The sequence below is a fragment of the Streptomyces klenkii genome (assembly GCF_003626645.1).
GTDB classification, from domain to species: Bacteria; Actinomycetota; Actinomycetes; order Streptomycetales; family Streptomycetaceae; genus Streptomyces; species Streptomyces klenkii.
Genome location: NZ_RBAM01000002.1, coordinates 528327 through 542834 on the forward strand (window position 1 = coordinate 528327; position 14508 = coordinate 542834).

At 73.3% G+C, this 14508-nt stretch carries 7 protein-coding genes; 3 read left to right on the plus strand and 4 right to left on the minus strand.

All coding sequences use genetic code 11. The features are described 5' to 3' along the window. Positions 1-580 precede the first annotated feature (580 nt). Positions 581-3208 (plus strand): alpha-glucan family phosphorylase, encoded by a 2628-nt coding sequence (glgP, locus tag D7231_RS05745; protein WP_120753818.1) that lies wholly within the window; start codon positions 581-583, stop codon positions 3206-3208. A gap of 99 nt (positions 3209-3307) precedes the next feature. Next, complete coding sequence (locus tag D7231_RS05750) at positions 3308-3826, plus strand: hypothetical protein (RefSeq protein WP_158673721.1); 519 nt, start codon at positions 3308-3310, stop codon at positions 3824-3826. Here D7231_RS05750 and D7231_RS05755 read toward each other — a convergent pair. From D7231_RS05755 to glgX, 4 genes are all read right to left on the minus strand, one after another. Beyond that, entirely contained in the window at positions 3823-6054 is a 2232-nt protein-coding gene (locus D7231_RS05755; RefSeq protein WP_120754013.1) for a M4 family metallopeptidase, read from the minus strand. The two genes, D7231_RS05750 and D7231_RS05755, sit on opposite strands and share 4 nt — an antisense overlap. Positions 6055-6627: 573 nt before the next feature. Further along, positions 6628-8487: an ABC transporter ATP-binding protein gene (locus tag D7231_RS05760; RefSeq protein ID WP_120753820.1), complete on the minus strand. Its 1860-nt coding sequence runs from the start codon at positions 8485-8487 to the stop codon at positions 6628-6630. Then, entirely contained in the window at positions 8484-10376 is a 1893-nt protein-coding gene (locus tag D7231_RS05765) for an ABC transporter ATP-binding protein (protein WP_120753821.1), read from the minus strand. The genes D7231_RS05760 and D7231_RS05765 overlap by 4 nt, the downstream gene beginning before the upstream one ends. A 62-nt stretch (positions 10377-10438) precedes the next feature. Next, positions 10439-12829: a glycogen debranching protein GlgX gene (gene glgX / locus D7231_RS05770; RefSeq protein ID WP_120753822.1), complete on the minus strand. Its 2391-nt coding sequence runs from the start codon at positions 12827-12829 to the stop codon at positions 10439-10441. A gap of 354 nt (positions 12830-13183) precedes the next feature. Here glgX and D7231_RS05775 point away from each other — a divergent pair, with 354 nt between their 5' ends. Then, positions 13184-14431: a L,D-transpeptidase gene (locus tag D7231_RS05775; RefSeq protein WP_391473974.1), complete on the plus strand. Its 1248-nt coding sequence runs from the start codon at positions 13184-13186 to the stop codon at positions 14429-14431. Positions 14432-14508: the final 77 nt, after the last annotated feature.

Genomic DNA, 14508 nt, shown 5'->3' on the forward strand with positions numbered 1-14508 from the left:
CTGACCGCGTTCACTCGGGTGGGTGCGGAAGAAATGCGGAAGTGCCGGGGACGGGTACTCGGGGCGGCGGCGGACTGCTACGGCCTGCATACCGGTTGAGCTTTCCCACCGGTCCCGGGCGGGCATGCCCGCACCGTGGGACCTACCGGTGCGTAGTTCCCGTGGCACCGGCTGGGGAGGATGGTCGGCACTCCGTCACCCGTACGAAGTCTCCTCGTAGGGCCGATCGTGTGCAATGCGCGAAAACCGGGTAACCGGCGGCCAGACGGGGTAACGGGACGCCGCCACGGCCGCCGAAGGCCGTAGCGGCCCTCGCCCGCCGCCGATCCCGCTGTACGCGCGGCGTATTCCCCTCTCGTACGGATGCCGTACCCGCCGAAGTGACGCGTGCGGTCCGCTTCCACGCCCCGTCCACCATGCGGACGCTCTTCCCGGCCACGCGGGCGACCCCGGGCTGCGCAGGACGGCCCCATCCCGCGCGCCGCAGCAGGGGGCGCACTTCCCGCCTGCACCTGCCGGGAGCAGGCAGTTGCCGCGAAGCGCCACGAAGCCCCCCGGCCTCCCCGCTACCGTCGTGCGGGTGAAGGCCATTCGTCGATTCAGCGTGCGCCCCGTTCTTCCGGAGCCCCTACGACCGCTCAGCGAGCTGGCGCGCAATCTGCGCTGGTCCTGGCACCCCGAGACCCGTGAGCTCTTCCAGGCCGTCGACCCCGAGGGCTGGCGCGCCGCCGCCGGCGACCCGATGCGGCTGCTGGGCTCCGTGCCCGCCGACCGGCTCGCCGCCCTCGCCGACGACCGCCGCTTCCGGCGCCGGCTCACCGCGGCCGCCGACGACCTCCAGGACTACCTCACCGGCCGGCGCTGGTACCAGGAACAGCCCGAGGGACTGCCCGCCGCCATCGCCTACTTCTCGCCCGAGTTCGGCATCACCGCCGCCCTCCCGCAGTACAGCGGCGGCCTCGGCATCCTCGCCGGCGACCACCTGAAGTCCGCCAGCGACCTCGGCGTCCCCCTCATCGGCGTCGGGCTGCTCTACCGCCACGGCTACTTCCGCCAGTCCCTCTCCCGCGAGGGCTGGCAGCAGGAGCACTACCCCCTGCTCGACCCCAACGAGCTGCCGCTCACCATGCTCCGCGAGCCCGACGGCAGCGCGAGCCGCGTCTCCCTCGCCCTGCCCGGCGGCCGCTCCCTGCGCGCCCACATCTGGCAGGCCCGCGTCGGCCGCGTGCCCCTGCTCCTCCTCGACTCCGACGTCGAGGAGAACGGCCCCGGCGAGCGCGAGGTCACCGACCGGCTCTACGGCGGCGGCGGCGAGCACCGGCTGCTGCAAGAGATGCTCCTCGGCATCGGCGGCGTGCGCGCCGTGCGCACCTACTGCCGGCTCACCGGCCACCCCGAGCCCGAGGTCTTCCACACCAACGAGGGCCACGCCGGCTTCCTCGGCCTGGAGCGCATCCGCGAGCTCGTCACCACCGGCCTGGACTTCGACGCCGCCCTGGAGTGCGCCCGCGCCGGCGCCGTCTTCACCACCCACACCCCCGTGCCCGCCGGCATCGACCGCTTCGACCGCGAGCTCGTCGCCCGCCACTTCGGCCCCGCCGGCGAACTGCCCGGCATCGACGTCGAACGCGTCCTCGAACTGGGCCTGGAGACCTACCCCGGCGGCGAGCCCGGCCTCTTCAACATGGCCGTCATGGGCCTGCGCCTCGCCCAGCGCGCCAACGGCGTCTCCACCCTCCACGGACAGGTCAGCCGGCAGATGTTCGCCGGCCTGTGGCCCGGCTTCGACCCCGAGGAGGTGCCCATCGACTCCGTCACCAACGGCGTCCACGCACCCACCTGGGTCGCCCCCGAGGTGCTCCGCCTGGGCGCCCGCCGGGTCGGCGCCGGCCGCGCCGAGGACGCCCTGGCCGTCGGCGGCTCGCAGCGCTGGGACGCCCTCGCCGATATCCCCGACGCCGACATCTGGGAGCTGCGCCGCACCCTGCGCGAACAGCTGGTCGAGGAGGTGCGCGAGCGGCTGCGCGCCTCCTGGCGCGAGCGCGGCGCCGGCACCGCCGAGCTCGGCTGGATCGACGGAGTCCTCGACCCCGGCGTCCTCACCATCGGCTTCGCCCGCCGCGTCCCCTCGTACAAGCGCCTCACCCTGATGCTCCGCGACCGCGACCGCCTCATGGAGCTCCTGCTGCACCCCGAGCGCCCCGTGCAGATCGTCGTCGCCGGCAAGGCCCACCCCGCCGACGACAGCGGCAAGCGCCTCGTGCAGGAGCTCGTGCGCTTCGCCGACGACCCGCGCGTGCGCCGCCGCCTGGTCTTCCTGCCCGACTACGGCATGGCCATGGCCCAGCGGCTCTACCCCGGCTGCGACGTCTGGCTCAACAACCCGCTGCGGCCGCTGGAGGCCTGCGGCACCTCCGGGATGAAGGCCGCCCTCAACGGCTGTCTCAACCTCTCGGTGCTCGACGGCTGGTGGGACGAGTGGTACGAGCCGGACTTCGGCTGGGCCATCCCCACCGCCGACGGCGCGGCCATGGACGAGGACCGCCGCGACGACCTGGAGGCGGCCGCCCTCTACGAGCTGCTGGAGCGGCGGGTCGCCCCGCGCTTCTACGACCGGGCGCAGGGCGGGCTGCCGGGCCGCTGGATCGAGATGGTCCGCCGCACGCTCACCACCCTCGGCCCGAAGGTCCTCGCCGGGCGCATGGTGCGGGAGTACGTGGAGCGGCTCTACGCCCCCGCGGCCGAGGCCCAGCGGGCCCTCACGCCCGCCGCGGCGAGCGAGCTGGCCGCCTGGAAGGCCCGGGTGCGGGCCGGCTGGCCGGCCGTGGCCGTCGACCACGTGGAGGCCGTCGCCGACACCGCCCTCAACGGCACGGCCACGCTCGGCTCCACGGTCTCCCTGCGGGTCAGCGTCACGCTCGGGCCGCTCGACCCGGCGGACGTCGAGGTGCAGGCCGTCGCGGGGCGCGTCGACCCCGCCGACCGGCTCAGCAAGACCGCCGTCTTCCCCCTCAAGCCCGCCGGCGGCCCGGCCCTGGACGGCCGCCGCCTCTACGAGGGACCGCTCACCCTCGACCGCACGGGCCCCTTCGGCTACACGGTCCGCATCCTGCCCGCGCACCGGCTGCTGTCCAGCGGCGCGGAGATGGGCTTGGTGACCCTGCCGTCGGAGGCCACGGGCGAGGCGGCGGGGGTGCTCCTGCGCTAGCCGCGCCGGGCCGGGCACGCCGGCCGCGGCCCCGTGGCCGGATCCCGCGAGGGGGCCGCCGCCGGGGCCGCGGTCCCCTTCCGTACTGTGGGGCCTCCGATGTCACCGGGGCGGAAGCGGGACGGCGTGACGGCGAAGACGACGACGAAGGCCAAGCGGTGGGCCGCGGGGCTCCTCTGCCTCCTCATGGCCGTCCTCCCGGGGGCCTACGCGGTGCCCGGTCTCGTCCGCTCCACGGGCCTGGTGGGCACGCCCGGCACCTTCACCGTCCTGCTGTGCGAGACCACCGGCACCGGCCGCGGCACTCACACGGTCTGCTACGGCACCTTCCGCCCCGACGGCGGGGGCCGGGCGGATGACCGGGCGGTGATGGAGACGAAGTACGGCGCGGGCGAGCGGGTGGCGGTCACCCGCAGCGGCGGCGCGTACTACTCGGTGACCCCGGCGGCGTTCTTCGGCTGGCTCGCCGTGGACGTCTTCGCCGCGTTCATGCTGCTCTGCGCCGCGCTGATTTTCGGCGCGCGGTGGCCCGCACGTGCGTGGGGCGCCGTCCGGGGGAGTCGTGGCTCACCCCGGACGGCGCCCGGTTCGAAGGCGGCGGTTGCCGCGCGGCGCTAGAAGCTCAGCTTCCAGCTGTTGATCGTGCCGGTGTCGGACGCGTACACGTCCTGCACCGAAAGCTTCCACGTGCCGGGCGCCGAGACCGCCGACGCGTCGACCGTGTACGTCTCCTTCACGTCCTCCGCGGAGTCCCAGGAGTCCGTGTCCTTCAGCCGCCACGTCTTGCCGTCGGGCGCGACGAGGTCGATCCGCAGGTCACCGCGGTAGGTGTGGGTGATGTTCACGTCCACCTTCAGGGCGGCGGAGCCGTTGCCGCTGCGCGTGACGACGATCGGCGAGGTCACCGCGGCGCCCGCGTCCGGGATGGCGACGGGGGCCGTGCTCTCGAAGACGCTGCCGCCGCCCGTGGCGTTCACGGTCCACTTGAAGGACGCGCTGCCGGACTTGCCGGCGGAGTCCTTGACCGTGACGGTCACGTTGCTGGTGCCGGTGGTGGTCGGCGTGCCGGAGATCAGGCCGGTGGAGGCGTTGATCGACAGGCCGGCGGGCAGGCCGGTGGCCGCGTAGCTCAGGGAGCCGGCGGTGCCGCTGGTGGCCTTGATCTGCAAGGAGACGGCGGTGTTCACGATGCTCGTCTGGTCGCCGGGGGCCGTGACGTTGACCCCGGTCCCGGGCGTGGCCCGGCTGCCGACGTTGATCGCGGCCCACGCGTTGGCCGCGTTGTTGTACGTGTCGCTGCCCACGCCGAAGAGCTCGCCCGCGGCCCACAGCGTCGCCTCGCGCGCCCCGGCGTAGTCGGTCGTGGACTGCATGCGCCCGGTGAGCGCCTTGAACCAGATCTTCGCGGCGTTGTCGCGGCCGATGCCGGTCACGGGCAGGCCGTCGGAGGTCGGGGAGTCGTACGAGACGCCGTTGACCACCTTGGCGCCGCTGCCCTCGGAGGCGAGGTAGAACCAGTGGTTGGCGGGGCCGGACGAGTAGTGCACGTCGAGGCCGCCGAGGCCCGAGTACCAGGCGTCCTTGGAGCGGCCGTCCTTGCTGGGCTTGTCCATGTAGCGCAGCGGGGTGCCGTTGCCGTTGATGTTGATCTTCTCGCCGACGAGGTAGTCGCCCGGGTCGCTGGGGTTGTCGGCCCAGAACTCGACCGCGGCGGCGAAGATGTCGGAGGTGGCCTCGTTGAGGCCGCCGGACTCGCCCGCGTAGTTGAGGTTGGCGGTGGCCGCGGTGACGCCGTGCGTCATCTCGTGCGCCGCCACGTCGATCGAGGTGAGCGGCTTGGCGTTGCCGGAGCCGTCGCCGTACGTCATGCAGAAGCAGTCGTCCGACCAGAACGCGTTGACGTAGTTGCTGCCGTAGTGGACGCGGCTGTACGCGCCGACGCCGTCACCGCGGATGCCGGTGCGCCCGTGCACGTTCTTGTAGTAGTCCCACGTCAGCTGGGCGCCGTACTGCGCGTCCACGCCGGCGGTGGCCGCGTCGCTGGTGGTGCCGTTGCCCCAGACGTCGTCGGCGTCGGTGAAGAGCGTGCCGGTGCCGGAGGAGCCGCGGTTGAGGTTGTACGTCTTGTGGCCGCCGCGCGTGGTGTCGTTGAGCTGGTACGAGCCGCCCGACTGCGAGGTGCCGATGGTGACGCGGCCGCTGTACTGGCTGTTGCCGGTGCCCTGCTTGACGCCCTGGAACTCGAAGAGCTTCTCGCCCGTGCGCGCGTCCGTGATGACGTGCAGCGCGTTGGGGGTGCCGTCCTCCTGGAGGCCGCCCACGACGGTCTCGTACGCGAGGACCGGCGTGCCCTTCGCCGCCCAGACGATCTTGCGGGGCGCCTTGTCGGCCTTCGTGGCCTTCGAGCCCTGCGCGCCGGCGGCCTTCAGGGCCTGCTTCTCGGCGGAGGAGGCGGCGAGCGACGGCGTGGTCGTCGCGATCGCCAGCCGGGCCTTGGTCGCCTTGGCGACGCTCTTGAGGCTGCCGCTCCTGGCCGTGTCGACGACGAGGTCGCCGCCGAGGACGGGCAGGCCCTCGTACGTCCGCTCGTAGCGGGTGTGCACGGTGCCGTTGACGTCCCGGACGACGTCCTTGACGACCAGCTTCTCCTGCGGGCCGAGGCCGAGCGCCCGGGCGGTCTCCGCCTTCGCCGCCTCGGCCTGCCGTATGAGCTCGGCGCGCTGTGCGGGGGTGAGCTTGGCGGGCAGGGCGCCGGGGTCGGCCTTGGCGATGAGCTGGCGCGGGGCGCTGCCCGCGGCGGACGAGCCGGCCGAGGCGCTGCCGGTCTGCGTGCCGACGGCGAGCATCGCCGAGACGGCTACCAGCGCGCCGGCGGCGACGGCTCTCTTCTTGGGGGAGCGTCTGGTCTGGGGGGTGGGTCTCACGCTGACTCCTTCTGCGAGGCAGATCAGGCAGAACAGAAACAGGTGGAGCTGGGGGCCGGTCGATCCCGGCCGGGGTTCCGGGCCGATGAATCCGATGGGTCCGATGAATCCGGTGGGTCCGGCGGGTGCGGCGGGTGCGGTGGAGCGGCGGGTGCGGTGAAACGTGATGGAGCGCTGCGCTTCCCCGTGTGCGGTGGCCGCCGGGTGCTGCCGGTCGGTGCCGCAGGACGGGAACGAGAGGCGTGGGGCCTCGGGGGAACAGCAGGCATGCACGTGCCGATGGAGCGGGGAACGCGGCCGGCGCGCGGCGGCGGTGCCGTGGGGAAGCCGCGCATCAGTGGAGGGAAGAGTGCCATCGCGGGCATGTACGTGTCAGGAGTCCGGAGGCAAGTTGGCCGGAATCCGTCCGTTGACGAAAGACCGACGTCCGCATAGCGGTACGGGCCCGCCGTGGGGGCGAGCCCGTACCGCCGGGTGCGCAATTCCCGTGAACCGTCAGGCCAGGCTGTCGCGCCACGCCCGGTGCAGATCCGCGAACCGGCCCGTGCCCGCGATCAGCTCCGCCGGGGAGCCGTCCTCCACCACGCGCCCCCCGGCCATCACCAGGACGCGGTCCGCGATCTCGACCGTCGACAGCCGGTGCGCGATGACCACCGCCGTGCGGCCGCGCAGCACCGTGGCCATCGCGCGCTGCACCGCCTGCTCGCCCGGGATGTCGAGCGAGGACGTGGCCTCGTCCAGGATGAGCACCGCCGGGTCGGCGAGCAGCGCCCGCGCGAACGCCACCAGCTGGCGCTGGCCCGCGGAGATGCGGCCGCCGCGCTTGCGCACGTCCGTGTCGTAGCCCTCCGGCAGGGCCGCGATGAAGTCGTGCGCGCCGATCGCCTTCGCCGCCTGCTCGATCTCCGCCCGGGAGGCGCCGGGGCGGCCGATGGAGATGTTCTCCGCGACGGTGCCGGAGAACAGGAACGCCTCCTGCGTCACCATCACCACCCCGCGCCGCAGCTCCGGCCCGCCGAGCGCGTCCAGCGGCACGCCGTCGAGGAGCACCCGGCCCTCAGTGGGGTCGTAGAAGCGGGCCAGGAGCTTGGCGAGCGTGGACTTGCCGGCGCCCGTCGAGCCCACGACCGCGACCGTCTGGCCGGCGCGCAGCGTCAGGTCGAAGCGGGGGAGGATCTCGCCGCCCGTGCGGTAGGCGAAGCGCACCCCGTCGAAGACGACCTCGCGGCCGGGCATACCGGACCGCGGCTCCGGCAGCGCCTTCGGCTCGGCGGGCTCGGGCACGCCCGGCCGCTGCGCGAGCAGGCCCGCGATCTTGTCGAGCGAGGCCGCCGCCGACTGGTACGAGTTGAGGAACATGCCCAGCTGGTCGATCGGGTCGTACAGCCGCCGCAGGTAGAGCACCGCCGCCGCGAGCACGCCCAGCTCCAGGCCGCCGCCGGCCACCCGGTACGCACCCCACAGGACGATCGCCGCCAGCACCACGTTGGCCACGAGGCGGGAGAGGAAGACGTAGCGGGCCATCTCCAGCATCGCCCCGACGTTGGCGTGCTTGTGCTCCTCGTTCAGCTTCGCGAAGTGGCTCTCGTTGGCGCGCTCGCGGCGGAACGCCTGGACCGGCCGGATGCCGTTCATGGTCTCGGTGAACTTCACGATCACCGCGGCGATCGCCGTGGACCGCTCGCGGTAGACCGACCGTGCACGCCGGTCGTACGAGCGCATCAGCAGCCGGAGCGGCACGAACGAGAGCACGGCCACGGCGCCGATGCCCCAGTCCAGATAGAGCAGGGTGACCGAGATGTACACAACGGCCAGGCAGACCCCTATGAGCTCCTGGAGGCCGTCGTTGATGAGCTCCCGGATCGACTCGACGTCCGTGGTCGCCCGGGAGATGAGCCGCCCCGAGGTGTAGCGCTCGTGGAAGTCGACGCTGAGCGACTGGGCGTGGCGGAAGATGCGGCCGCGCAGGTCGAGCAGCACGTTCTGGCCGATGCGCGCCGAGAGGCGGATGAACGCGTACTGCAACAGGCCCGCGGCCAGGGCGCTCACCACGTAGGCGACGCCGACGGCGATCAGCGGGCCGTAGTCGCCCCGGCGGACGGCCGGCACGCCCCGGTCTATGGCGACGGCCACGAGGAGCGGGCCCGCCTGGACGGCGGCCTGCTGGAGCAGCAGCACGAGGGCGCTGAGCCGGAGGCGGCCGCGGGCGGGGGCGAGCAGCGAGCGCAGCAGTGCCCGGGAGGCCCCCTTGGGGGCGGGCAGCACGTCCTTGTCGAAGGGGTCGTCCGGTGCGGCGGAGGCCCCGGGGGCCGTCTGCTGCGGCCCGGTGGTGGTCTGGTCGGTGGCGGTGGTCATCGCCGGCCTCCCTCGTGCCGTGCGTACGGGGCGTCCGCCGGGCCGTCCCGGTCCTCGTCGCCCGCCATGAGGAGGGCGTACTCCCGGCTGGTGTGCAGCAGTTCGTGATGGGTGCCGACGGCGGCGATGCGGCCCCCGGAGAGCAGGGCCACGCGGTCGGCGAGCATGACCGTGGACGGGCGGTGGGCGACGACGAGGGCGGTCGTGCCGGCCAGCACCTCGCGCAGGGCCGCCTCCACGAGCGCCTCGGTGTGCACGTCGAGCGCGGACAGCGGGTCGTCCAGGATGAGGAAGCGCGGGTCGCCGACGACGGCGCGGGCGAGCGCGAGCCGCTGCCGCTGGCCGCCGGACAGGCTCAGGCCCTGCTCGCCGACCTGGGTGCGGGTGCCCTCCGGGAGGGAGTGCACGAAGCCGGCCTGGGCGACCTCCAGCGCGCGCCGCAGCTCGGCCTCGCCGCCGCCGTCGGCGCCCATCAGCACGTTCTCCCCGACGCTCGCGGAGAACAGCGTCGGGTCCTCGAAGGCCACGGAGACCAGCTCGCGCAGGCGCTCGCGCGGCATGGCCGCGATGTCCCGGCCGTCCAGGGTGATCCGCCCGGACGTCGCCTCGTGGAGGCGGGGGATGAGGGCCGTCAGGGTCGTCTTGCCGCTGCCCGTGGTGCCGACGAGGGCCATCGTCTCGCCGGGCCGGATGTGCAGGTCGACGCCCTCCAGGACGGGCGGGGCGTCCGCCGGGGCGTCGGGATAGCGGAAGCCGACGCCCTCCAGGCGCAGGCCGGTTCTCTCCCGCGACGCCTTGTGCGGCGTCTTCGCCGGCGTCTTGGGCGGCGTCTTCCGCGACGGCGCGTCCTCGTCCCGGGAGGAGGCGTCCTCCTGCCGCGGGGCGGGGGTGTCCATGACCTCGAAATAGCGATCGGCGGCCGTGGCCGCCTCGTTGGAGATCGCGATCAGGAAGCCCATCGACTCCACCGGCCAGCGCAGCGCCAGGGCCGTCGACAAGAACGCCACCAGCGTGCCGGCCGACAGCTCGCCGTCGGCGACCTGGAGCACGCCGAGCACCAGCGCCGCGCCGATCGCCAGCTCCGGCAGGCTCATGATGAACGCCCAGAGCAGCCCCAGCAGGTGGGCCTTGCGCAGCTCGGTGCCGCGCAGCCGGCCCGCGAGCGCGGCGAAGGCCTTCTCCTGGCCGCGGTGCCGGCCGAAGCCCTTGATGATGCGGATGCCGAGCACGCTCTCTTCGAGGACCGTGGCGAGATCGCCGGACTGGTCCTGGGCGGTGCGCGCGGCCCGGGAATAGCGATCCTCGAAATACGCGCAGAGGATCACCAGCGGCACCACCGGGGCGAGCAGCACCAGCCCCAGCACCCACTGCTGTATCAGCAGGACGACGAAGCCCGCCACGATCGTCGCTCCGTTGACCAGCAGGAAGGTCAGGGGGAAGGCGAAGAAGATGCGCAGCAGCGTCAGGTCCGTGGTGCTCCGCGAGAGCAGCTGGCCCGAGGCCCACCGGTCGTGGAAGGCGACCGGCAGCCGCTGGAGGTGCCGGTAGAGGTCCGCCCGCATGTCCGCCTCGACCCGCGCGAGCGGGCGCGCGGTGAGGAACCGGCGCGCCGCGAACAGCGACGCCTCCAGCAGGCCGAGCAGGAGCACCAGCCCGCCGCCCAGCCACACGCCGGACGGGTCGCCGCCGGCGACCGGGCCGTCCACGATCCACTTGAGTGCGAGCGGGATCGCGAGGCCGGCGCAGGAGGCGACGATCGTCACCGCCGCGGCCGTGACCAGCCTGCCGCGCACGGGGCGCACGTAGGGCCACAGGCGCAGCAGCGAGCGGACGGCGGAGCGGCTGCCGTCCGGACGGGCGGGTTCGGGGGGTTCCTGGGTCTCTGTCATCAGGAGTGAGACTACGGTTCACCACTGACAATGCTCACGTGGTTTTTGCCCTCAAGGCCCGCTTACGGAACCGGAATTGGAGGTTCCGATCCCGGTCGCGCCCCCTCGGGCCTGCCCGCCGCCACCCGCCACAGCAGCACCGAACGCGCCTCCACCGTGACGCGCGTCCCCGCCGCCCGGCGCTCGCCCGGCGCCGCCCCCTGCTCCTCCCGCGCCGTGTCCACGAGCAGCTCGTACGCGTCCGCCCACGGCGGCCCCGGCAGCGTGAACGCCACGTCCCCGGGCCCCGCGTGGAGGACGGCGAGGAAGCTGTCGTCCGTGACCGGATCGCCCTGCGGCCCGCGCTGGGGGATGTCGCGCCCCGACAGGTACATCCCGAGCGCCGCCGCCGGCGCGTACCAGTCGGCCTCCGTCATCTCCGCGCCCGCGGCCGTGAACCAGGCGAGGTCGCGCAGCCCGTCCGCGCTCTGCGGCCGGCCGGAGAAGAAGGCGCGGCTGCGCAGCACGGGGTGCGCGCGGCGCAGCGCGAGGAGCCGGCCGCACAGGTCGGCCAGCGCCCGCCAGCCGGGGTCCGCCAGGAGCGACCAGTCGATCCAGCTGGTCTCGTTGTCCTGGCAGTAGGCGTTGTTGTTGCCGCCCTGGGTGCGGCCCATCTCGTCGCCCGCGACCAGCATCGGCACCCCGGTGGACAGCAGCAGCGTGGTCAGCAGGTTCCGCAGCTGCCGCCGCCGCAGGGCCGGCACCGCCGGGTCGTCCGCCGGGCCCTCCGCGCCGCAGTTCCAGGACCGGTTGCCGTCGGTGCCGTCGCGGTTGCCCTCGCCGTTGGCCTCGTTGTGCTTGTGCTCGTAGCTCACCAGGTCGCGCAGCGTGAAGCCGTCGTGGGCCGTGACGAAGTTGACGGAGGCGTACGGGCGCCGGCCGCCCCAGGCGTAGAGGTCGCTGGAGCCGGAGAGGCGGTAGCCGAGGTCGCGCACGTCGGGCAGGGCGCCGCGCCAGTAGTCCCGCACGGCGTCGCGGTAGCGGTCGTTCCACTCGGTCCACAGCGGCGGGAAGGAGCCCACCTGGTAGCCGCCCGAGCCCACGTCCCACGGCTCGGCTATCAGCTTCACCCGGCGCAGGACCGGGTCCTGGGCGATGACGGCCAGGAACGGCGAGAGCATGTCGACGTCGTGCATGGAGCGGGCGAGGGCCGCCGCCAGGTCGAAGCGGAATCCGTCGACGCCCATCTCCGTCACCCAGTAGCGCAGCGAGTCGGTGATCAGCCGCAGGACGTTCGGCTGGACGACGTGCAGGGTGTTGCCGCAGCCGGTGTAGTCCGCGTAGCGGCGGCGGTCCGTCTGGAGCCGGTAGTAGCGGCGGTTGTCGATGCCCTTCAGGGACAGCATGGGGCCCAGCTCGCCGCCCTCGGCGGTGTGGTTGTAGACGACGTCCAGGATCACCTCGACGCCGGCCGCGTGCAGGGCCCGCACCATGCGCTTGAACTCGCCCACCTGCCGGCCGTCCGTCCCCGTCGCCGCGTAGCCGGCGTGCGGCGCGAAGTAGCCGATGGAGTTGTAGCCCCAGTAGTTGCGCAGCCCGCGCCGCAGCAGGTGGTCCTCGTGCGCGAACTGGTGCACCGGCAGCAGCTCCACGGCCGTCACCCCGAGCCGCACCAGGTGCTCCACGGCCGCCGGGTGCCCGAGCCCGGCGTACGTGCCGCGCAGCTCCTCGGGGACCCCCGGGTGGCGCTTGGTGAAGCCGCGCACGTGCAGCTCGTAGATGACCGAGTCGGGCCACGGCGTCTTGGGCCGGTGGTCGTCCGCCCAGTCGTCGCCGTCCGCCACCACCACGCCCTTGGGGACGTACGGCGCCGAGTCGCGCTCGTCGCGGACGGTGTCGGCGACGTGCTGCTGGGGCCAGTCGCGCACGTGCCCGTACACCTCGGGAGGCAGCGAGAAGTCGCCGTCGACGGCCCGGGCGTAGGGGTCCAGGAGCAGCTTGGCGGGGTTCCAGCGGGCGCCCGTCCAGGGGTCCCAGCGGCCGTGGACGCGGTAGCCGTAGCGCCGGCCCGGCAGGACGCCGGGGACGAAACCGTGCCATATCTCGTGGGTCAGCTCGGTGAGCGGCAGCCGTATCTCGCCCTCCGGCGCGCCCTCCGCCGGGGCCTGGCCGCCGTCGCCGGGCCCGTCGCCGAACAGGCACAGCTCGACGGCCTCCGCCCCGCCGGCCCACAGGGCGAAGTTCGTCCCCGCCGGCGCGCCCCCGGCGGCGGGCTTGAAGCGGGCCCCGAGCGGCTCGGGGCTGCCGGGCCACACGGCGGGGCCGGGCAGCGGCCGCAGGGCCGGGGCGGCCTCCGGGTGGTGCCGGCCGTTGACCGGGGCGGCGGCGGCCCCCGGCCGGGCCGCGGGGTGCCGGGCCCGGCCGCCGCCGAACTCGTCTCCCCGTTCCGCCTCTTGCTCGGGTGCGCTCGACACGTCTTCGCCTCCGGCGGCTCGCGGGCAGCGCGCCGGGCGCCCGGCGTCCCGTGCCGGGCGGCGGCGGTCCTCGTCCTTGCCCCCAGTTCTGCCCAGAAGCAAGCGCGCGCTCACCGGGTCGTACCCGCGGTCAGCCCGGCACGGAGCACCCGGGTGGCCGGATTATGATGCTCACCTTCAGCCACAGGGATCACCTCCGCCGCATATCTCGTACCACCGTTCCCATTTGGGACCGAACGGTGACATTGCACGGGTCTGCGGCGCCGGAGCCCTGTGGTTGTCTATCGCCAGCGCGTGAGCCGCGCTTCGGGGGCGCCGCGTGGCCGCGGGCCGTGCGAGGGGAGACAACCGATTTTGAACACACAGCTGATACCCGGCAGGCGCGCAGCCCGCCGCCGGGGGCTGTTCGCGCTGCTGCTCGGCGCGCTGATGCTGCTGGTCACCGCCTGTGGCGGCGGTGACGACGGCGGGAAGAAGGGCGGGGCCGCGAAGGTCCCGGACGGCCCGTCGGAGGCCGTCGTGGCCATCACTCCGGACGACGGCACCAAGAACGTCGAGACGTCCGGCAAGCTCAAGGTGACCGCGGACAAGGGCACCCTGACGTCGGTCAAGGTCGCCGACGCCAAGGGCCGCACGGTCGAGGGCAAGGTCAGCGGCGACGGCAGGTCCTGGGAGCCGACGGCGCACCTCGGCGCCTCCACCCAGTACACGGTCGACGCGCTGGCCAAGGACAAGGACGGCCGCCCGTCGGCCAAGCACGCGTCCTTCACGACACTCACGCCGCAGAACACCTTCGTCGGCTACTTCACGCCGGAGGACGGCAGCACGGTCGGCGTGGGCATGCCCGTATCGATCAATTTCAGCCGGGGCATCACCGACCCCAAGGCCGTCGAGCGGGCCATCAAGGTGACCGCCCAGCCGGCGGTCGAGGTCAAGCCCCACTGGTTCGGCAACGACCGCCTCGACTTCCGTCCCGAGAAGTACTGGGCGGCCGGCACCAAGGTGACGGTCGACCTCAACCTCGACGGCGTCCAGGGCCGCGAGGGCGTGTACGGCTCGCAGACGAAGACCCTGAAGTTCACCGTCGGCCGCAGCCAGGTCAGCACGGTCGACGCCAAGTCCCACCAGATGGTGGTCGAGCGCGACGGCAAGGTCTTCAAGACCATCCCGATCTCCGCCGGCGCCCCCGCCAACCCCACCTACAACGGCCAGATGGTCATCAGCGAGAAGCACGACGTGACGCGCATGAACGGCGCCACCGTCGGCTTCACCAAGGGCGACGGCAAGGGCGAGTACGACATCCCGGACGTGCCGCACGCGATGCGCCTGTCCACGTCGGGCACCTTCCTGCACGGCAACTACTGGTCCGGCTCCGGCACCTTCGGCTCGGAGAACGCCAGCCACGGCTGCGTGGGCCTGGAGGACGAGCGCGGCGGCGGCGACCCGAACACGCCGGCCGCCTGGTTCTACAGCAACTCGCTCATCGGTGACGTCGTGATCGTCAAGAACTCCGACGACAAGATGATCAAGCCGGACAACGGCCTCAACGGCTGGAACCTGCCGTGGTCGGAGTGGGGCAAGAGCAGCCCCCAGGCCGACTGAGCCGACGGAAACGTCTCTTCACCTCTTCACCTCTTCACCTCTTCACCCGGTGCCTGCGGCCCGGTGCGCTTGTGACC

What these genes read in the sequence shown, in the direction of transcription:
- D7231_RS05750 (WP_158673721.1), top strand. Translation starts at nt 3,308, where the DNA reads ATGTCACCGGGGCGGAAGCGGGACGGCGTGACGGCGAAGACGACGACG.
- D7231_RS05755 (WP_120754013.1), bottom strand. Translation starts at nt 6,054, where the DNA reads ATGCTCGCCGTCGGCACGCAGACCGGCAGCGCCTCGGCCGGCTCGTCC.
- D7231_RS05760 (WP_120753820.1), bottom strand. Translation starts at nt 8,487, where the DNA reads ATGACCACCGCCACCGACCAGACCACCACCGGGCCGCAGCAGACGGCC.
- D7231_RS05765 (WP_120753821.1), bottom strand. Translation starts at nt 10,376, where the DNA reads ATGACAGAGACCCAGGAACCCCCCGAACCCGCCCGTCCGGACGGCAGC.